Origin of the sequence: Thiohalocapsa sp. (assembly GCF_022340605.1) — a bacterium.
Taxonomy (GTDB): domain Bacteria; phylum Pseudomonadota; class Gammaproteobacteria; order Chromatiales; family Chromatiaceae; genus Thiohalocapsa.
Genome location: NZ_JAJDNQ010000101.1, coordinates 1 through 18,767 on the forward strand (window position 1 = coordinate 1; position 18,767 = coordinate 18,767).

Annotated in this window: 14 protein-coding genes; 3 read left to right on the plus strand and 11 right to left on the minus strand. The window is 68.7% G+C overall.

Features of this window, described 5'->3' with window-relative positions; genetic code table 11:
• The coding region (locus LJE69_RS13280) for an efflux RND transporter permease subunit (protein ID WP_296925801.1) at positions 1-2,702 on the minus strand (2,702 nt) is incomplete at its 3' end.
• 434 nt (positions 2,703-3,136) lie between these two features.
• Between LJE69_RS13280 and LJE69_RS13285 the strand changes: the two genes are divergently transcribed.
• On the plus strand, positions 3,137-4,072 hold the full coding sequence (locus LJE69_RS13285; RefSeq protein WP_296925803.1) for a Gfo/Idh/MocA family oxidoreductase: 936 nt from the start codon (positions 3,137-3,139) through the stop codon (positions 4,070-4,072).
• Between the two features lie 66 nt (positions 4,073-4,138).
• Here the strand turns inward: LJE69_RS13285 and pdxA are convergent, their stop codons facing one another.
• Genes pdxA through lptD form a run of 3 tightly spaced genes read right to left on the minus strand, consistent with a single transcriptional unit; the run spans position 4,139 to position 9,239 of the window.
• Positions 4,139-5,161, minus strand: a complete 1,023-nt coding sequence (pdxA, locus tag LJE69_RS13290) for a 4-hydroxythreonine-4-phosphate dehydrogenase PdxA (protein ID WP_296925806.1) — start codon at positions 5,159-5,161, stop codon at positions 4,139-4,141.
• Positions 5,162-5,200: 39 nt separating this feature from the next.
• The gene (locus LJE69_RS13295) at positions 5,201-6,532 is read right to left on the minus strand and encodes a peptidylprolyl isomerase (protein WP_296925808.1); all 1,332 of its coding nucleotides are present in this window, start codon (positions 6,530-6,532) and stop codon (positions 5,201-5,203) included.
• A gap of 19 nt (positions 6,533-6,551) precedes the next feature.
• Positions 6,552-9,239 carry an LPS assembly protein LptD gene (gene lptD, locus LJE69_RS13300; protein WP_296925810.1) on the minus strand — a complete coding sequence of 896 codons (2,688 nt, stop codon included), beginning with the start codon at positions 9,237-9,239 and terminating at the stop codon, positions 6,552-6,554.
• 213 nt (positions 9,240-9,452) lie between these two features.
• Between lptD and LJE69_RS13305 the strand changes: the two genes are divergently transcribed.
• Positions 9,453-10,451 carry a phosphotransferase gene (locus LJE69_RS13305; protein ID WP_296925811.1) on the plus strand — a complete coding sequence of 333 codons (999 nt, stop codon included), beginning with the start codon at positions 9,453-9,455 and terminating at the stop codon, positions 10,449-10,451.
• Positions 10,452-10,473: 22 nt separating this feature from the next.
• Here the strand turns inward: LJE69_RS13305 and LJE69_RS13310 are convergent, their stop codons facing one another.
• The 5 genes from LJE69_RS13310 to purD form a co-directional block, all read right to left on the minus strand.
• Complete coding sequence (locus tag LJE69_RS13310) at positions 10,474-11,529, minus strand: nucleotidyltransferase family protein (protein WP_296925813.1); 1,056 nt, start codon at positions 11,527-11,529, stop codon at positions 10,474-10,476.
• Complete coding sequence (locus tag LJE69_RS13315) at positions 11,526-12,434, minus strand: HprK-related kinase A (RefSeq protein ID WP_296925815.1); 909 nt, start codon at positions 12,432-12,434, stop codon at positions 11,526-11,528. Before LJE69_RS13315 ends, LJE69_RS13310 begins: the two co-directional genes overlap by 4 nt.
• Positions 12,431-12,766, minus strand: a complete 336-nt coding sequence (locus LJE69_RS13320; RefSeq protein WP_296925817.1) for an HPr-rel-A system PqqD family peptide chaperone — start codon at positions 12,764-12,766, stop codon at positions 12,431-12,433. The genes LJE69_RS13315 and LJE69_RS13320 overlap by 4 nt, the downstream gene beginning before the upstream one ends.
• Before the next feature lie 118 nt (positions 12,767-12,884).
• On the minus strand, positions 12,885-13,700 hold the full coding sequence (locus LJE69_RS13325) for a hypothetical protein (RefSeq protein ID WP_296925819.1): 816 nt from the start codon (positions 13,698-13,700) through the stop codon (positions 12,885-12,887).
• A 384-nt stretch (positions 13,701-14,084) separates the two neighbouring features.
• Positions 14,085-15,374, minus strand: a complete 1,290-nt coding sequence (gene purD / locus LJE69_RS13330; RefSeq protein ID WP_296925821.1) for a phosphoribosylamine--glycine ligase — start codon at positions 15,372-15,374, stop codon at positions 14,085-14,087.
• Positions 15,375-15,900: 526 nt separating this feature from the next.
• Here purD and LJE69_RS13335 point away from each other — a divergent pair.
• Positions 15,901-16,815 (plus strand): hypothetical protein, encoded by a 915-nt coding sequence (locus LJE69_RS13335; protein WP_296925822.1) that lies wholly within the window; start codon positions 15,901-15,903, stop codon positions 16,813-16,815.
• 108 nt (positions 16,816-16,923) lie between these two features.
• On the opposite strand, the gene LJE69_RS13340 is transcribed toward LJE69_RS13335, so the two are convergent.
• Together LJE69_RS13340 and LJE69_RS13345 are read right to left on the minus strand one after the other, a co-directional pair.
• Positions 16,924-17,829, minus strand: coding sequence for a diguanylate cyclase (locus tag LJE69_RS13340; RefSeq protein WP_296925824.1), 906 nt, complete (start codon positions 17,827-17,829; stop codon positions 16,924-16,926).
• Positions 17,822-18,496 (minus strand): Hpt domain-containing protein, encoded by a 675-nt coding sequence (locus LJE69_RS13345; RefSeq protein ID WP_296925827.1) that lies wholly within the window; start codon positions 18,494-18,496, stop codon positions 17,822-17,824. The genes LJE69_RS13340 and LJE69_RS13345 overlap by 8 nt, the downstream gene beginning before the upstream one ends.
• Positions 18,497-18,767: the final 271 nt, after the last annotated feature.

The following is an 18,767-nucleotide window of genomic DNA, read 5'->3' on the forward strand; positions in this document are numbered from 1 at the left end:
TCGTATTGCACCGCCATGGCCACGAACACCAGGAACAGCGCCAGGCCCAGCAGGACGCGGCCGAGATCGCGGCCCTGTTGCAGGGTCTCGAGCGCCCCGGCCTCGTACAGCGTGTAGCCGCGCGGCAGCGGCAGGTCCGCGAGCGCGTCCAGGGCGTCGCCGATGGCGCCCTCCAGCGTCGCGCCGCCGGCCGCCGACGCCGAGATCTCCACCACCCGCTGCTGGCGGTCGCGCATGATCTCCGCCGGCTGCGGCAGGAACTGCACGGTCGCGATGTCGCCCAGGCGGATGGGGCGGCGCGGCTCGATGTTGCTGAACAGGATGATGGATTCCAGATCACCGGGCGCGCCCACGTCGTCGCGGTCCAGGCGCAGGCGCACGTCGATGCCGCGGTCGCCCGCGATGAGCTCGGTGACCGCCTGCCCCTCCAGCGCGAAGCCCAGCACCGAGCCCACGTCCTCCACGTCGAGTCCGTAGCTGGCGGCGCGCCGGCGGTCCACGCGCACGGAGAGCTCGCGGCTCACGTCCTGGCTGGAGTGCTGCACGTTGCCGAGGCTCGGCACCTGGTCCAGGCGCGCGACGGCCGCGTCGGCCAGTTCGGTGAGCCGCGCCAGGTCCGGCCCCTTGATGCGCAGGCTCACGTCGTCGTCGCCGCGGTTGAAGCGGATGCCGCGCACGCCCGGGGTGTAGAAATAGGTCTTGAGCCCCGGGATGCCGGCGTCGCGCACCAGCCCGCGCACCCGTTGGATGAACGCGTCCGATGTGACCCCTCCGCGCTCGGCTGCCGGCTTCAGCAGCGCCTGGATGCTGGCGCGGTTCGGGTTCTCCCAGGTGGCGCGGCCGTACACCCAGCCGCCGACGGTGGTGAAGACGTCGCTCACCTCCGGCTGGGCGGCGACGATGGCCTCCACCCGGCGCACCATGCGGTCCATCTGGTCCACGGCGATGCCCTCGTCGGCGGTGAGCGAGATCTGCACGTCGCCCTCGTCCAGCGCCGGCAGGAACTGCTGCGCACCGCCCAGGAACCCTGGCAGCGTGAGCCCGAGCCAGGCGGCGAAGCCGGCCACCACCAGCCAGCGCAGCGGCAAGAGCAGGCTGAGCAGCCCGCCGTAGCCCGCGGCGAGCGCGCCCATGCCGCGGTCGATGTTGCGCCGGAGCCAGCCCTCGCGGGTTGCCGGTACGCGCCCCGCCAGCGCCGGCACCAGGGTCAGCGCGACGATCAGGGACGCCAGGATGGCCGCCGAGATGGTGAAAATGAGTTCCCGGAACAGGAGCCCCACCAGTCCGCCGATGAACAGGAAGGGCAGCACCGCGGCGAGGTTGGTGGAGGTGGCAGCCACCACGGCGCTGGTGACCTCGCGGGCGGCGTTGACCGCGGCCGGCACGCTGCGCTCGCCCAGGCGCTGGTGGCGCTGGATGTTCTCCAGCATCACGATGGTGCTGTCCACCAGCATGCCGATGCCGAGCGCGAGCCCGCCCAGGGTCATGATGTTGAGGTTGAGCCCGAAGGCGGCCATCAGGATGAAGGTCACAAGCACGGCGATCGGGATGGCGCTGCCGATGATGAGCGTGCGCCGGATGCTGCCCAGGAACAGGTACACCACCAGCATCGCCAGTGCGGCACCGGCGAGCGCCGCCTGCGCGGCGTTGCGCAGGCTCTGGCGGATATAGCGGGCCTGGTCGTCCACCTTGCGGATGACGACGTCCGGCGGGATGCGGTTCTGCGCCGCGAGCGCCGCCAGCGCCTGGTCCACGGTCTCGACAACGTCGACGGTATTGGCCAACGGCTGCTTCTGGATGGAGAGCTTGATGCCCGGCTCGTCGTCGAGGCGGATGCGCAGGCGCTCGGCGGCGGCGCCGTCGAGGACCTGCGCCACGTCGCCCATGCGCAGCAGCCCGGGCGGGGCGCGGCTGTCCGTTGCCGACCCGCCATTGCCCGTGCCGGCGTCGCCCGACATGGGGAGCGGCAGATCGATGATCTGTGCCGCGCCGGTGAGCCGGCCGCCGACGCGCCCGCTGATCTCGCCGTCCGGCATCATCAGGCGCCCGGCGGGTACGTCGCGGTTGGCGCCCTGGAGGGTGTCGCGCAGGTCGAGCACGTCCAGCCCGACGCCGGCGAGGCGGTATTGATCGGCGACGACGTTGATCTCCCGCTCCAGGCCGCCGCCCACCTCGGCGGCGGCGATGCCGGGCAGGGTCAGCAGCGAGCGGCTCAGCTCGTAGTCCACCCAGTCGCGCAGCTCCACGGAGTCACGCAGGCTCGAGCTCACCACGTACTCTGCCACCGGTAGCTGGAAGGGGTCGTGCTTGTAGATCACCGGCGGCTCGATGGTGTCCGGCAGGAAGCGCCGCGCCTGGTCCAGGCGGTTGCCGGCGTCGCGCAGCGCACCGTCGATGTCCGCGCCGTAGCGAAACGATAGGTCCACGGCACTGCGCCCCTCGCGGGTGCGGGACTCGATGGCGACGGCGCCCTCGGTGGCGGCGAGCTGCTCTTCCAGAAAGCGCGTCACCTCGTCTTCCATCACCTGCGCCGGCACGCCCGGGTCCAGCACCCGCACGAGGATGTCCGGGTAGGTGATGCGCGGCAGCAGGTCCAGATTCAGGCCGCCGAGCGCAAAGCCGCCCAGCACCATCGCCGCCAGCGTCAGCATGACGACGCCGATGGGATGGCGCACGGACCAAGTGGAGAGGCCGGAGATCATAATGTAGCCATCGTCTTGCTGATCTTGCGCGAGGATGCCTGGCGATGCATGCCCCGGGGGGAGCCCGAAATGCGGCCGGAATACGGCCGGAGTGCGGCCGGAGTGTCGCCCTCCAAGGCGACACATCCAACCACCGCGCGCCGGCTCGCACCACCGTCACCGGGTTCACGCCCAATCGGTCAGTCGCTATCTGCCGCAAAGATCCTAACGCACATCCACCAGCCGCCCTGTTCACCCGCGATCGTGCCTGCCCAAAGCCCGTGCGCTCGGGAACAGGTTCCCGAGCCGTAGCCGGACCGCGACCTCCACGATCAGCCCGCGCTGGAGCCGTCCGCGCCCGATGCAGAGCGACAACAGCCTGCCGTCCGCGCTCGAACGAGACCCGGAGCCGCTATCATGGCGCCCGGTCACAGCACAGTAAACGGGAGATCGGCATGGATCGGGCAGTACGGGTCGGCGTCGTCGGGGTCGGCTATCTGGGGCGGTTTCACGCCCTGATTTACTCGCGGCTTGCCGGCGTGGAGCTGGTGGGCGTCGCCGACACCGACCAGGCGCGGGCGGCGCAGGTGGCCGCCGAGGCGGGCTGCGCGGCGTACGCCGATCCGGCAGCGCTGCTGGGGCAGGTGGACGCCGTGAGCGTGGTGGTGCCCACCACGGTGCACCTGGACGTGGCGCGGCCTTACCTGACGGCCGGCGTGCACATGCTGCTGGAGAAGCCGGTGGCACCGGACATGGCGCAGGGGCGGGAGATCCTGCGCCTCGCCGATGCGTCCGGGGCCATCCTGCAGATCGGCCACCTGGAGCGCTTCAACGCCGGCATCATGGCACTGGCCGAGCGCATCGACCGGCCGCGCTTCATCGAGGCGCAGCGCATGGGGGGCTTCACGGAGCGGGCGACGGACGTGGACGTGGTCTCGGACCTGATGATCCACGACATCGACATCATCCTGGGCTTGGTGGGCGGCGCGCTCACCGAGGTCCGCGCGGTCGGCACGCCGGTGCTCACCGAGCACGTGGACATCGCCAACGCGCGGCTAGAGTTTGCCGATGGCGCCGTGGCCAACATCGTCGCCAGCCGCGTCTCGGAGCAGACGCACAGGCGCATCCGGGTGTTCCAGGCGGGGGGCTACCTGTCGCTCGACTTCGTCGGCCAGACCCTGGACATCGCCCGGCCGGTGGCCCGGCCCGGCCAGCCGCGCCCGGAGATCGTGCGCGAGCGTATCGCGGTGGAGCCGGTGAAGCCGCTGGATGCGGAGATCGCCGCCTTCGTGGACTGCGTGCGCGGCGGCACCCGGCCACTGGTGGACGGCGCCGTCGGCCTGCGCGCGCTGGAGGTGGCGTTGGAGGTGCGCCGCCGCATGGACGGCTGAGCTCCGCGCCGTGGCGTGGAAGCGGCGTCCGCGCCGCGACTTGGCCAGCGTTCGGTGATGCCGCTCTTACTCGGGCGTGCCGGCCAGCCGCTGCCGTTCCAGCTCGGCCATGTCGACGGCCATGTCCAGCGCGGCCGCCAGGCTGCCCGGGTCGGCGCGGCCGCTGCCTGCCAGGTCGAGCGCCGTGCCATGGTCCACCGAGGTGCGGATGATGGGCAGCCCCAGGGTCACGTTCACCGCCCGGCCGAAGCCCAAGTGCTTGAGCACCGGCAGGCCCTGGTCGTGGTACATGGCGAGCACCACGTCGATTTCCGCCAGCAGCGGCGGCAGGAAGGCCGTGTCCGCCGGCAGCGGCCCGCGCAGGTCCGCGCCGCCGGCGCGGAAGCGCTCCAGCACCGGGGTGATGATGTCGATCTCCTCCCGTCCGAGGTGGCCGCCCTCGCCAGCATGGGGATTGAGCCCACACACGGCGATGCGTGGCCGCGCGATGCCGAAGCGCCGTGGCAGGTCGCTGAGCAGGGTTTCCAGCACCTGGGCGAGGAGCTGGCGGCTCAGCGCCGCCGGCACGTCCTTGAGCGCGAGGTGGGTGGTGGCGAGCGCCACCCGCAGGCCCGGCGCGGCCAGCAGCATGACGGGCGTGGCCGCGCAGTGCTCGGCGAACAGCTCGGTGTGGCCGGTGAAGGTCAGCCCCGCGTCGTTGATGATGCCCTTGTGCACCGGTGCCGTGACCACCGCGTCGTAGCGGCCGCTGCGGCAGCCGCGGCAGGCGGCGATGAGGGTCTCTACCACGTAGCCGGCGTTGTGGGCGTCCAGCCGGCCCGGCTCCGGCGTGCTGCGCAGCCGTGCCACCGGATCCACGCGCAGCTCGCCCGGCCGCGTCGGCGTAGGCTCGGCATCCGGATCGAGCGGCAGCAGCCGCAGTGGCAGCCCGAGCAGGGCGGCCCGCGCCGTGAGCAGGACGGGGTCACAGAGCGCCACCAGCTCGGCCCGCCGCGCTTGCTGCGCCAACTGGACACAGAGATCGGGGCCGATGCCGGCGGGCTCGCCCGGGGTGAGTGCGATACGCGCGGGCTGCGCGGACTGGTGCATGGGCGTTATGCGGCCTGATTGCGGTGGTTGGGAACGCACTCAGTAGTTGTCGTCGTTCAAGCGTATGTTCACATAGGCCTCGTCGCGCAACTGCCGCAGCCAGATCTCGGTGGCCTCTTCGCCCTTGCGGCGGCGCAGGGCATCCTCAGCCTTCATGCGCATCAGCTCGTCGGTGGTTTCCTGCTTGCGGCGCTCGAGCACCTGCACGATGTGCCAGCCGAAGGAGGTCTTGAAGGGCTCGCTGATCTGGTTCGGTGCCAGGGCGTCCATCGTCTCCTGGAACTCGGGCGCGACATCTCCCGGGTCCACCCAGCCGAGGTCGCCGCCCTTGAGCGCCGTGCCAGTGTCGTCGGAATGCGCGCGGGCCAAGGTGCCGAAGTCGTCGCCGCCGAGGATGCGCATGCGCAGTTGCTCCAGGCGGCGCTTGGCGTCGTCGTCGGAGACCATCTGACTGGTGCGGATGAGGATGTGGCGGGCGTGGGTCTGGTTGATGGGCTCGGGGGCGTCGCCCTTGATGTCTGCGATTTTGATCAGATGGAAGCCGCTCGGGCTGCGGATGGGCTCGGTAATCTCGCCCTTGGCGAGGGTCTGGGCGGCATCAACCGCCAGCGTCGGCACCTCGGACATCGGGAACCAGCCGAGGTCACCGCCTTCGAGCGCGCGACGGCCGTCGGACTCGGCGGCGGCGAGGCTGGCGAAGTCGGCGCCGGCGTGCAGTTGCCTGAGCAGCCGCTCGGCCTTGGCGCGCGCCGTGGTCACCTGCGCACTGCTGGGGTTGTCCGGCAGCGCCACCAGGATGTGCTGGAGCTTCACCTCCCGGCGCTTGACCAGGCTGTCGCCCTCCTTTTCCAGGAACCGGTCCACCTCCGCGTCGGTGACACGGACGTTGCGGTAGACCGCCTGCTGCTGGAGCTGGGAGGTGAGGATCTGCGCCCGGGTGTCTTCGCGGAAGTGGTTGAAATCCACGCCACCCTCCTGCAGCGTCACGCGCAGCTCGTCCAAGGTTAGACCGTTGCGGGCGGCGATGCCCTCCAGGGCCTTGTTGAGCGTCTCCTCGTCCACCTCGATGCCGAGCTGCTTGGCCTGCTGCAATTGCAGGCGCTTGAGGATGAGGCGCTCCAGCACCTGCTTTTCCAGCACGTCGCGGGATGGGATGGCCGCGCCGCGGGCCTGAAGCTCCGGCAGGACCAGGTCGATTTCCGCTTGTAGCTCGCTGCGGACGATGACGTCGTCGTTGACCACGGCGACGATGCCGTCGAGCGGTTGGCTGGCGGACGCGACGCCGGCGAGCAGTGCCAGCAGCAAACAGGCGGCGAGCTGCAAGGGCAGGGCGGCGCGGCGCCGGGGGCCGGGGCGGGGGGCCTCGCTCATCTGGCGTCGTCGGGTGTGGTCAGTACGAGGCATAGCCATAGATCTCTCGTTCCAGGAATTCACCGATCGGTTCGCCCACGGCACCGAGCCCCGCGAGCTCGAGTTGCAGCATCACCGACGTCGTCGCGGGCGCATCGGGCTGACGCTTGAAATGCCGGCCCAGGATACTCAGCCGCCAGCAGCACTTGCCGAAAGTGACGCCCGCGACCGCATCCATGGTTTCGCCGTGGCGCACGGAATAGAGCCAGCGCCCGACCATCTCTGCGCGCGCCCCGAAGGGCAGGCGGAACGACACGTCCGCGTCCTCGTAGCGATTGTCCACGGCGGTGGTCAGGTCGGTGCGATAGGCCAGGTTCAGGACGCGTCGTTCGGGGTCACGATACTCCAGCCGCAGGGTTCGTTGCGGTGCGGGGTCACCATCGGTGTTCGGGTCCCACTGGAAGCTGGCGCGCCCGAACCAGTGCGCGAAGATCTGCGCCGACAACTCGCCGATATAGGGCGAGGTGCTTTCCGTTTGTGGCGGTCCCGAGATCTGCACCTGGCGGTTGGCGAAGTAGTAGACCTGGCCGACGCTGACGCGGAAGAGCTCCTCGCCGGTGGCAGCCCGCAACATGCGCGAGCTGATGCCGGCGGTAATCTGATTGGCGTCGCCGATGCGGTCGCGACCGGTGAAGCGGTTGTTGCGGAAGAGGTTGGCGAAGCTGAAGTCCAGCTCGGAGCTGTCGAACACGGGGATTTCGGTCTGATCGACATAGGGCGTGTACAAGTAGTAGGCACGCGGTTCCAGGGTCTGCACTGCCTGCTCGCCTAGCCAATGTGCCGGACGCTCGAAGATCAGCTTGCCGTCCAGGTCCAGACTCGGAATCGAGTTGCTGGGGGTCGCCGGATCGCCGGGCGACGTCTCGACCAAGTCGTACTGGGAAAAATACAGCCGCGCACCGGGGATCAGGTGGCCCCAGCTTCGCCGGAGCGGCCAGCTCAACAGCGGGGTCATGGTCATGCGCTGGCCGTGCACCCGATGGTCGTGGTCGAAGTAGTCGTACTCCGCGTCCAGACCGATGGTCGGTTTGCCGACCCACCTGGACGTGGTGGACGGTAGGAGCTGTGCCGGAGCGACATGGAACAGGACCTGTGGCAAGCGGCCATAGGGCCTGTTCTCGGGGGAGACAGTCTGATCCAGGGTCTGGAAGCCTTCCATCCTTGTCAGCAGTGACCAGCCTTGGCCGGTATAGGTGACGTCACCACGCTGGCGCAGCCAACGTGTGCTGGTGGCGTCGATGTCGTTCCCCAGGTCCTCGAGGTAGGTGTCGTCGCTGACGGCCGTGTAGTCGATTCGCGTGCGCAGCCGCCCCAGCCAATGGCCCTCTTCCAGCATGTTGAATGCCCAGCGCAGCTTGTCCTTGCCGTTGTAGGCGCGGTCGTCCGGCAGGATTTCGGCATGGATCTCGCCGCGGTCGGGGCGGGTGAGATAACGGTACTGGGTGCCGAGCATGACGCCGCGCTTGGACATGATGCGCGGTGTGATGGTGGCGTCCATGTTCGGCGCGATGTTCCAGTAGTAGGGGGTGCGCACCTCGAAGCCGTTGCTATCCGACGAGCCGATGGACGGCACCAGGAATCCACTGCGGCGCCGGTCGTCGATCGGGAACTGGAGATAGGGGGCGTACAGCACCGGCACGCCGCGGATGCGCAGGCTCGCGTCGCGGGCGATGCCGAGGCCGGAATACTGGTCCAGCTTCAGCTTGTTGGCGCGCAGCGTCCATGCATTGCTGCCCGGTGGGCAGGTGGTGTAGATGATGTCTCGGTACGCGGTGCGCGTGCTGCTCACCAGGTAGGCGGTCTGCGCGACCCCGCGGGCATTGAGCGGGCCGCTGAGGCGAAAGCGCGGCGCGTCCACCCGGCCCTGCTCCGTCGCCATGTTCACCGTCGCGCCGGTACCAGCGATGCGCAGCTCCGGATACTGCAGGTACGTCGGACCGGTGGTGGTGACTATGTCCTGGCGGCGGTCGTAGCGCAGCGTGTCCGCCTCGACCCGCTCGGGGCCGCGCACCACAGTGACGCCGCCGACGGCTTCCACCACATCGCGCTTGCGTCGGTAGGTGACGCCGCCGGCGGTGATATCGGTGGGCGCCTGCTCGATGTCCGCGGCCTCTGCCGCCGGCGTCTCGGTCGAGCCGGGTCCGAGGTACGGGGGCCGCGGCCCGCAGTAGGCCCACTCGAGCCCCCGCTCCAGTTTGTCGGAGTTCGGCTCGATGGGCTCGTTGACGACGCCCACGACGTTTTTCGGACGGTCCAGATAGCCGCGGCTGCGGACCGGCTCGGCGCCTGGCACGGACGGGATATGCTCAGGTATCACGGACGGGGGCAGAACCCAGAGTGGCTCGGCGGCGGGCGCCGTGTCCAAGTTCTTGCCGGGACTCATGCCGGGACCCAGGACGGGGCTCATGTCGGGCAGGGCGGGCGTGGTCATTGCCGGCAGCCGGAACGGTGACGCCGGCGCCTGTATCTGGGGGAGCGTGTCGAGCAGATTCGGCACCGGGGGCAGCTCCGCGGGACCGGGGGCAGGGAGCACTTCGGGGGTGGCGGCCGGCTGGGTCTGGGGCTGGGGCGGCGCCTCGGCCGCAATTGCCGCCGGCGGGGGCAGCAGGAGCGACCCGGCGATGGCGAGCGTGCAGCTTAGCGCGTTGCGGCGGTAGGTGGATGACATGGAACTGCTGTCCGCGCGGACCCTGGGCGCCGAGGCGTCTTGGCGCTGACCAATCAACCACAGTCGCATATTCCAAACCAAGCATCAATGCGCGGGGCGAATCTGCTAGGCTGCGGCGCCGAAGGCGCAGCGCGTGCGCGGTGGGCCTGCGGCCGTCTCAACCCCGCTTAACAACCGCTGCGCGGCGGGCCATCAGCACCAATGGAGGTTCGATTGTCGGAACGTGGCGAGCTCTTTCAAGAATGGCTGACGGCGCATCTGGGCGGTGAGCCACCCGCGCTCGTGGCGGCCTCGACGGATGCGAGCTTCCGGCGCTATTGGCGCCTGCGGCACGGTGCGGGCACCGTCATCGCCGTCGACGCACCGCCAGACACCGAAGACAGCACCGCCTTCGTGCGGCTGGCGCGTGCCTTCGGGGCTATCGGGCTCAATGTGCCACAGATCCTCGCGGAGGATCTGGAGCGAGGCTTCCTGCTGGTGGCCGACCTCGGCGAGCGGCAGTACCTGGACCACCTCGACGCGGCCAACGCCGACCGGCTCTACGGCGATGCCATCGCTGCCCTGATCGCGTTGCAGGCGGCGGGGCCACAGACCGGGCTGCCCCTGTACGACGAGCCCTTCCTGCGTCGCGAGCTCGGCATCTTCGACCAATGGCTGCTGGATGGCCTGCTGGCGTTGCCGCGCGCCGAACAGCTCCGGCCGATGCTTGAGATAAGCTACGACCTGCTGGTGGAGAGCGCGCTGGCGCAACCGCGCGTCTGCGTGCACCGGGACTTCCACAGCCGTAACCTGATGTTCACCGAGCAGGCGAATCCCGGCATCCTCGATTTTCAAGACGCGGTGCTCGGTCCCGTCACCTACGATCTGGTCTCGCTGCTGCGGGACTGCTACATCGACTGGCCCGAGGCGCGGGTGCAGGCGTGGCAAGGGGCCTATCTCGACCTCGCCCTGCGACGCGGCATTCTGCACCAGGAGCACGTCGCGGCCTTCACCGGCTGGTTCGACCTGATGGGGGTGCAGCGGCACCTGAAGGCGGCGGGTATCTTTGCGCGGCTGGCGCTGCGCGATGGCCGTCCGGATTACCTGCGGTACCTGCCGCGCACGCTTGGCTATGTGCGCCAGGTGTGCGCCCGTTACCCGGCGCTGGAACCCCTTGCGGACTTCGTGTCCGGGCGGGTGCTGCCCGCAGTAGCGGCGCATTTGCCGGCTTGAGCGCGCGTTGCGGCAGGTGGCTTCAGGGCTTGCCGCCCCGCAGCGCCTTGCGCAACAGGTGCCGGGTCAGCAGTCCGGGCGGCATGCGCAGCCAATGCGAGCGCAGGTACAAGAGCCAGGCGGCGAAGCGCGCCGGGCGCCGGGCAGGGTAGCGTGGCTCCAGCACCCGCGGCACCAGCAGGTCCATCAGCCGATTGTTGAGCGGCCCGGGAGCATGTGCCTGTGCCGCCCGCAGCACCTCCGGCGGAATCCGCGTATCGAGCAGGGCGCGGGAGAAGTGCAGCGCGTAGTACAGCGGCCGGCCGAGCTGGAGGGCCTCGGCCCGCACCGGCAACCGCTCCCAGAAGCCGCTTTGCGCGCTCAGCTCGCCGATGAGCTGGTGCAGATCCAGGAGCCCGCCGAGCTGGCCCGCGATCTCGCCGTCCTGGAACACCTGCGCCGCACCGTGCAGCAGCATGTCCTCCGGGCAAGGTATGCGGTAGGGGGCGTCCGGCAGCGACCGGCTTGCTGCCCAGATCCGGGACGGATCGGGCCGCAGCCGCCCGGTGAGGGGCAGCAACGCATGGTGGACGTCCACCTCGAAGGAGCGGGTGCGGTGATGCAGCGGTGGCAGCTCATGCATCCAGCGCCGATAGTAGCGCTGGTCGTAGCGGTTGGTGGTTTCGCTGATCCAGCCTGCCGTCTCCAGTGCCGTTTCCGCCGCTTCCAGCCGCTCGCGCGGTAACAGGATGTCGAGATCGGCAAAATCGCGGCCGCGCGCCACCCGCAGACCGGCTTGGGCATAGGCCGCGCCCTTGAGCAGCATGATGGGGATGTCCAGCGGCGCCAGGGCCTTGTGCAGCTTGCGCAGTTCCAAGCGCGCTTGCGCCTGTTTGAGGGCGGCGATGCAGCGCTGCGCCTCCAGCTCCGTCAACGCCGCGGGCGGACAGGCCGCTTGCAGGTCACGCTCTTCGAGTATCCAGCTCAGGCGCGCCGACAGCCCCTGAGCGCGGGTCTCGCGCAGCAGCCGATTCCACTGCGGCAGCGTCCATTGGGTGATCACACGCGGGTCGCGCAGTACGCCGAGCAATAGGCTCATTGGGGCGCCGTCGGCAACTGGCTCATCGCGGCGACCATGTCCTTGAGGTCGCTGTATTCGGCTCGCCAACACCGGCAGCTCTGCACCAGGTGGGCGAGCGCCTCGAAACCCGTTGCACCGAGCAGGCGATAGTTGAAGCTGTTTTGGGACAACCGGGCAAAGGTGTGGCTTTGCGTCATGGCCGCGCGGCGCAGTGGACTGCCCGCGCGGTAACGCGGAAACACGATCCACGCCGGCCGCGCGGGTTCGTCTTGCCGGCGCAGGCTGTCGCCGGGCGGGCGTAGATGAGCGACATCCCCTTTGCGGGTGCGCGGGAAGACCGGCCCGAACTGCGCCTGCGCCGAGAACGCCCGAATGACCTCGATGGACTGGTTCTTCAGCGGGATCGGCCGCGGCAGCGGATGGATTTCCCGGCTGTGCGGGTCCACCAGCCCAAACTCATCGGACAGCAGGCGCCAACCGCGCAACGCGAGCGCCGCGGCCAGCGTGCTCTTGCCCGAGCCGGGTGTCGCCGGCAGCAGTAGCGCACGCCCGTCGCGCTCCAGGACGGCGGCATGCAACAACAGATACTGGTGTGCGCGGATGGCGATAGACCAGTTCAGGCCCCACTCCAGAAGCGCAAATGCGTGATCCGCCGGAAACGGGTCGAACGGCGACACGTCCTCCAAATGGAAGGTGGCTTGCGGGCGCAACCAGCGGCGGTGCAGTGGGCCGCGCTCGACGCGCACGTTGAACTGCACGGGGGTCGTGGTGGGAGCGCGGACGATTGTCTCGGCGTAGCACCAGTGCACCAGTTCCACGATACGGTGGATTGGCGTTTCCAGGTGCACCAGGAACGGGCCGATGCGGTACTCCACGCGCTGCCGCGCGGGCAGTCGGTTCGCGGGGCGTTGGCGCCGAGTCACGGGCTTGCTCGGTTGGTTGGCTCCACCAGCTCGAGGTTTGCGAGCTCGGTCAGGACCTGCCGGATCTTGCGTTGCCATGCGCCATCGGGCACAGCGTCACACTGCTCCGCCGCCATGGCAGAGAGGGAAGCTTCGCAGCGGGGGCCTGCGGCCAGAATCTGGAGTAAGAGCGCGGGCAATTCGCTCAGCAGGTGGGTCTCTCCGGTTTCGCCATGGAACAGCGCGTTGTCAGTGTCCCAGACAGCCCAAGCCAAGGATGCCTCGTTGACCAGGGCCCAGCGCTTGCTCGCGGCTTCCGTGAGCTCTATCCGGCCAGGGGCCAAAGGGACCAAGGGTATTCACCTTGTGATGGCGTCGGAGGCGTGGTCGCGCGCAACCCCTGCGCGCCCGTTGCGGCGTGCAAAGCTCGGGTCAGGAGCACTAGAAATTGCAGCGCTGGGAATTGGGACGCTAGGAATTGAAGCTCAGCAGGCAACTCGCCGTCAACGGCACGTTGCCCGGCCCGGTCGGATCGGCCTGCACCGCCAGCGGGTAGATGCAATGGGTGCCGGGTCCTGCCGGTGCGCCCTCGGGGCCCGCGAGTGTCGGTGGCGAGGCGGTCGGCCCCGGCCATGCGGAGCTTGGGTTGCTGATGGCGCAGCCGGTGGCGGGGTAGTAGTATCCGTTCGCGTCCGTACCGGTCACGTCCACGGCCACGTCGCTTGGTCCAGTGATCGGATTGGGGTCCGCGTAATACATGCGGAGGAAGAGCTTGTCTTCGCCGCGAACGAAATAGCTCGTGCTGGTATCGAACCACGTTCCGACCGGTGCGATGGGTGACACTGCGGTGTCCGCGTTGTCGCCCACGATGACGACTTCGTTGCCATCCTGGTCGGGAAATCGGTAGACCTCGATGATGCCGACACCGGCGCCGCCGTCGGCGGTCGACTTCGTGCTGAACCACTCTTCCCGCCGGCCCGGCACGCGGATGTAGTTATCTGCATCGGCAACTGCCACGACGCCTTGGGGCTGATCCTGCGAGCCGTCCTGCTCCTTGATCACACACTGCAATGCGCTGGCCATGGCAAACGCCTCGCCGCTGGGCAGCGTGGCGATGACCGGTCCGACGGACGCGGCGGCCTTGAGCAGATGGCGGCGCGCCCCGGATACCGGCGCGTTCTGCGCATGGCGATGATGACGGCCATGCGCATGGTCGGGGGCGCCGGTGCCTTCGCCGTCGCGCGACCGCAGCTGTGGGAGGCATTGCTCGCGTGGCTGTTCAGTCATTTTGCGTCCTTTACAGTTGACAGTTGTTTCTCAATCTGCCAGCAAGAGGCATGCCTGATCGGATAAGATTCTGTTCAGAAAGGAATTTGTGGTCATCGCCGTTTGGCGTCGGGTCAAACATTGTAAAGTCTGGCATGCTGCGGGCGCCCGCGCTGCCCCGGTGCCGCGTCGGTGTTTCCCTCCTGCGGCTGCGTTGGCGCGGCAAATCCCGGTCTGCGGTGGAGCGTGCGGCCTCGATGAGCCCTTTGTCGGGTGCACCCTGGACCGTGCACGCTTTGGCGGGCGTTGTTGGCTGGGCGTTGTTGGCTGGGCGTTGTTGGCTGGGCGTTGTTGGCTGGGCGTTGTTGGTTGGGCGCCTGGGCGTCCCGCCGGCGCAAAGCCGTGTCATGCCGTTGCGGACAGGCCGATGTCGCTGCGATAGAAACCGCCAGTCAGCCCGATGTTGCCCAACGCGGCGTAGGCTCGCGACCGTGCCTGCGCGATGTCTGCGCCCAGCGCGGTCACGCAGAGCACCCGGCCACCATCGCTGAGGATGTCGGTCTCGCGCAGTGCCGTGCCCGCATGGAACACCTTGACGTCCGGCGGCTGCGGGTCGAGTGCGCCCTTCAGCACCAGACCCTTCGCGTATTTGCCGGGATATCCGCCCGAGGCGAGGACGACGCCCAAGGCCGCCTCGGTGCGCCACTGTGCGCTCATGCTGGCCAAGTTCCCCGTCAGCGCGGCGTCGATGAGGCCCAACAGGTCCGATTCCAGCCGCATCAGGATCGGTTGTGTTTCCGGATCGCCGAGTCGGCAATTGTACTCCAGCACGTACGGGGTGCCGTCCTCGGTAATCATGAGGCCGGCATAAAGAAAACCGACATAGCGCAGCCCGTCCGCCGCAAGACCGGCGACGGTCGGTCGCATGACCTCGTCCATGATGCGCCGCTCCAGCGCCGGCGTTACCAGCGGTGACGGCGAGAAGGCGCCCATGCCGCCAGTGTTCGGACCACGGCCACCGTCGTCGCGGGCCTTGTGATCCTGCGAGCTCGCCAGCGGCAGGATGTCCTCGCCATCCACCAGGGCGATGAAGCTCACTTCGCGTCCGCGCAGCCATGCCTCGATCACCACCATGTTGCCGGCCGTGCCGAAACGGTTGCCGCTGAGCATGTCCTGCACCGCGGCTTCAGCGGTCGCCATGTCCTCGGCCAGGATGACGCCCTTGCCGGCGGCCAAGCCATCGGCCTTGACCACGACCGGGGCGCCGACTGCGTGCAGATGCTCGAGCGCCGCGACCGGGTCGCTGAAGGACCGATGGTGTGCCGTGGGGATGCCGTGGCGCACCATGAAGTCCTTGGCGAAGGCCTTGGAGCCCTCGAGTCGAGCCGCCGCCTGCCGGGGGCCGAAGCAGCGCAAGCCGGCGGCGGCGAAGGCGTCGACGACGCCTGCCACCAGCGGCGCCTCGGGGCCGATGATGGTCAGTTCGATGCGGGCGTCGGTGGCGAAGGCGACCAGGGCGTCGATGTCTGTCGCGTCGATGGGGACGTTCTCGACACCCGTCTCGGTTGCGGTGCCGCCGTTGCCAGGCGCGACGAAGACGCGCTCGGCCATGGGTGACTGCGCGACCTTCCATGCGAGTGCATGCTCACGGCCGCCGCTGCCGACGATAAGGATCTTGCGTTGCTGTTTAGGCACGAGGAAAGCGCTGGCCCGGAAGCGGACCCCTTAGCGAAGCTCTGAAAGCGGCAATGATGACATGCGTCCGGCCGGCTGCCTACCGTGTGTCTGCGCGCTCCGCGGGCGCGGGGAACCGGCAGCCGCGGCCTGCACCTGCACGGCCCGGTACTTGGCGGCTTGTGCTGCAACTGCCTTGTTCTTGCCGCCGCCTCTGATCTCCGGGATGTACGTGCGCCGTAAAAGCTAAGCAACTTGCCTATAGGCAACCTAGGAATCCATTGCCACACTAATCTACTAAGGAGATCCCAATCGTTGGCCAGTCTGGCCAACACCGGCGCGGCGTTGGGCTTGGCTGGCATGTCCGGGCGCTTTCCAAACGCCATCATTTTCAGCGGGTTTCGCCGCTGACAATGGCGGGGCGTGCGGCTCCGCACGGGAGATGCCGATCAACCGGCTTATCCTTAGGGAACATGGGGGCAGGACCGGGGCCGCCCCCGGTTTGCGGGGGTCTGATCCATCGGAACAACTGGCAACACCTGTACTTATGACTACCATCATAGCAAGACCGGCCGCCAAGCGCCGCGCGGACTGGATGCTGCAGGCGCTGGATGACGTGGCCGGCACCGCGGAGTGGCTGGCGGCACAGCGGGCGCGCAGCGTTCGCGAGGTGCTGCCCGCGCTGGTCATGCGCCTCGACCGGTTGGCGCTGATAGACCTGGCGCCCGAGGTGCGGCTGGAGCTGATGCGCCTGTACAAGCGCCCGGTGCTCAAGGTCTGTGCGGCCTTGCCGAACCCGGACCCGCGCCTACCTTATGGCGGCTTCGACAAGCCGACCGGCCTCACGGGTGAGCAACGCCTGGACGCGTTGATGCGCGGCAATTTCGACCGGTTGTTTCAGGAACTGGACCGCCAGCGCTACCGCTGCGCGGCCGCAACCGAGGAGAACCGCCAGTGGGTTCTGCGCAACCTGTTCAAGTTCCATCGCCGGCAAATCCGTTACGCAATGCTCGCCGCTCGTGAGTGTCCGCCGCACACCTGGCAGGCACTGCACGACCTGTTCGTCTATCTGGTGATCCGCGGCAACGTGCAACTGGACGCGGCTGTCCAGGTGGACTTGTTTGACGATGGCTTCGACGCGGAGATCGAGTACAAGCGCCTATTGCTGCTGGGCTACGCTGGGCAGCGGGGTCTGAGTGGCCAGGCCGCGCTCGACCTTTTGCTGCGCTTGCCCGATTGGGCTCGCAACACGCATCTGTCGGACCCGGGTGCGCACCTGGGCGTGTTGGATCTGATGCTGGTGGAGGTCTCCTACGACCGGCCGATGCGGGTGAACGACGCCAGCCTGCGCGAGGGCTTCCGCGGCTGGGTGCTGCTGCCCGCGCGGGAGTTCACGCAGTTCGTCGATCACGCCACGCACTGCCAAGCCACGGACCTCAGGCGCAGCCGTCACGCGGCCTGATTGCCACCTTGCGACCTGAAGCGACGCCGATGCTTGGCCGGGGTGGCCAGCAACGCAGGTTCTTCCCAATGCAGGCAACGCCGCAAGGCGCGCCCGCGGGTGTTGCGCTCAATTTCCAATCCGGCGCAACCACCACACCCGATTGCGTCCGCTGCGCTTGGCCTCGTACAGTCGGTCGTCCGCCCGGCGCAGCAGGTCGTCCAGGTTCAGCGCACCCTCGCTCAGCGCCGCGAGCCCTATGCTGACGGTCAGCCGCAGGTCGGCGACCGCTTCTTCCACGCGTAGGGCGTGCACGGTTGCGCGCAGGTGCTCGGCCAGGTCGGCCGCTTCATCGGCGTCGGTACCGGGCGCCAGCAGCGCGAATTCTTCACCGCCGAGACGCCCGAACAGGTGTGTCCGGGGCAGGCGTGTCTGCACGGCTGCCGCGAAATGCTTCAGCGCGATGTCGCCGATGGCGTGCCCGTGGGTGTCGTTGATCTGCTTGAAGTGGTCGATGTCGAGCATCAGTGCCGATAGCGCCCGGTCATGCGCCCGCGCGTCGGCGAAGAGTCGGCCTGCGCGCTCGAAGAAGGCGCGACGGTTGCGCACCCCGGTGAGCTCGTCGGTCACCGCAATGTGCCGGAGTTGTTCCATGGCGCGCCGGTATTGCACCTGGATGCGCACGCGCGCCAGCAGTTCGCGCGAGCGGAATGGCTTGGTGACATAGTCGCTGCCGCCGATGTCGAAGGCGCGCACCAGGCTCGCCTCGTCCGTCTTGGCGGTGATGAAGAGGATCGGGATGTCGCGCAGGCCGGCGTCGGCCTTGATGCGGGCGCAGACCTCGTAGCCGTCCATGCCGGGCATGACGATGTCGAGCAGGATGACGTCCGGTGTCTCCTGCCGCAGCAGGTCGAGGGCGCTGTGACCGTCCAGCGCGACGATGACGTCGTAGTCGGCCAGCAGTCCGAGCAGAATATCGAGATTGGTCTCGTTGTCGTCGACGACGAGCACCTTCGGCGGCCCCGGCTCAGCCATTGTCTCGCTGCTCCAGAAGCCGCAGGGCCTCGCCCAGGCGATAACGGCTTACCAACCAGGCGAGATCATCCAGCAGCCGCTGTTCCGCGCCCGCGGTAGGCAGCGCGCGCAATTCCCGCACTGCCTGTTTGGCTTCACGCGCTCGCCCGCGGCGCAACCAGTCGGCCAGATCCCGCAGTCGTTGCGAGAAGGTGTCGGCCGTTTGCGCGTCCTGCGTCGCGGCGCTTGGCGCTGGTCGGGGCGCTGGTCGGGGCGCTGGTCGGGGCGCGGGTGGTGCCGACGGCGTCTGGGTGGGTGCCGACGGCGGCAGCTCCCGGAGGATGGCGTCGCACAGTCTGGGCAGTCCATTCTCCAGTAGCCTTGCGGCAGCGCGTGCCGCGGGCAGGTCCGGCGGCTCGGCGCTCAGGGCGTCGCACAGCAGCCGCGTCTGCGCCCACAGGGCGTCGGCGCCGACGTTGCCGAGCGCGCCCTTGAGATCGTGCGCGCGCCGGAATGCGGCGATGGCGTCGCGCTGCACCTGTTGCGGCAGGCCCTCGGCGGCACGGTGCTGAGTCTCAGCGAAATGCCGCAGGATCGAGCGGGCCAGCACCGCGTCACCTTGCAGGCGCTCGGCGAGGGCCGAGCCGTCGAGGCCGGCGATGTCGGGCAGTGGGCTGGTGGTCGCCATGGGCAGTCGATGCAACCCTGTCTGGACGGTCTTGTCGGCGTCGCGTACACGATATGGCTCCGTCATGGACGCCAGGCGACCGAGCCGATGCGAGCGCCGCGAGTCTCGGCGCGCCCTGCCGAGAGGCCGGTGATCGGTTGCCTCCCGTGCCGAAATCTGTTCAGAGTCAGGCGCGAGTCCGCTCGGCGTTCGAAAGCGCGGTTTGGTACCGGCCTCATTATCCGCGGCTTGCGGTGCCGAAATTTCGTCGGCATTCTACCCCCGAACGGTA

What these genes read in the sequence shown, in the direction of transcription:
- LJE69_RS13285 (WP_296925803.1), top strand. Translation starts at nt 3,137, where the DNA reads ATGGATCGGGCAGTACGGGTCGGCGTCGTCGGGGTCGGCTATCTGGGG.
- pdxA (WP_296925806.1), bottom strand. Translation starts at nt 5,161, where the DNA reads ATGCACCAGTCCGCGCAGCCCGCGCGTATCGCACTCACCCCGGGCGAG.
- LJE69_RS13295 (WP_296925808.1), bottom strand. Translation starts at nt 6,532, where the DNA reads ATGAGCGAGGCCCCCCGCCCCGGCCCCCGGCGCCGCGCCGCCCTGCCC.
- lptD (WP_296925810.1), bottom strand. Translation starts at nt 9,239, where the DNA reads ATGTCATCCACCTACCGCCGCAACGCGCTAAGCTGCACGCTCGCCATC.
- LJE69_RS13310 (WP_296925813.1), bottom strand. Translation starts at nt 11,529, where the DNA reads ATGAGCCTATTGCTCGGCGTACTGCGCGACCCGCGTGTGATCACCCAA.
- LJE69_RS13325 (WP_296925819.1), bottom strand. Translation starts at nt 13,700, where the DNA reads ATGACTGAACAGCCACGCGAGCAATGCCTCCCACAGCTGCGGTCGCGC.
- LJE69_RS13335 (WP_296925822.1), top strand. Translation starts at nt 15,901, where the DNA reads ATGACTACCATCATAGCAAGACCGGCCGCCAAGCGCCGCGCGGACTGG.
- LJE69_RS13340 (WP_296925824.1), bottom strand. Translation starts at nt 17,829, where the DNA reads ATGGCTGAGCCGGGGCCGCCGAAGGTGCTCGTCGTCGACGACAACGAG.
- LJE69_RS13345 (WP_296925827.1), bottom strand. Translation starts at nt 18,496, where the DNA reads ATGGCGACCACCAGCCCACTGCCCGACATCGCCGGCCTCGACGGCTCG.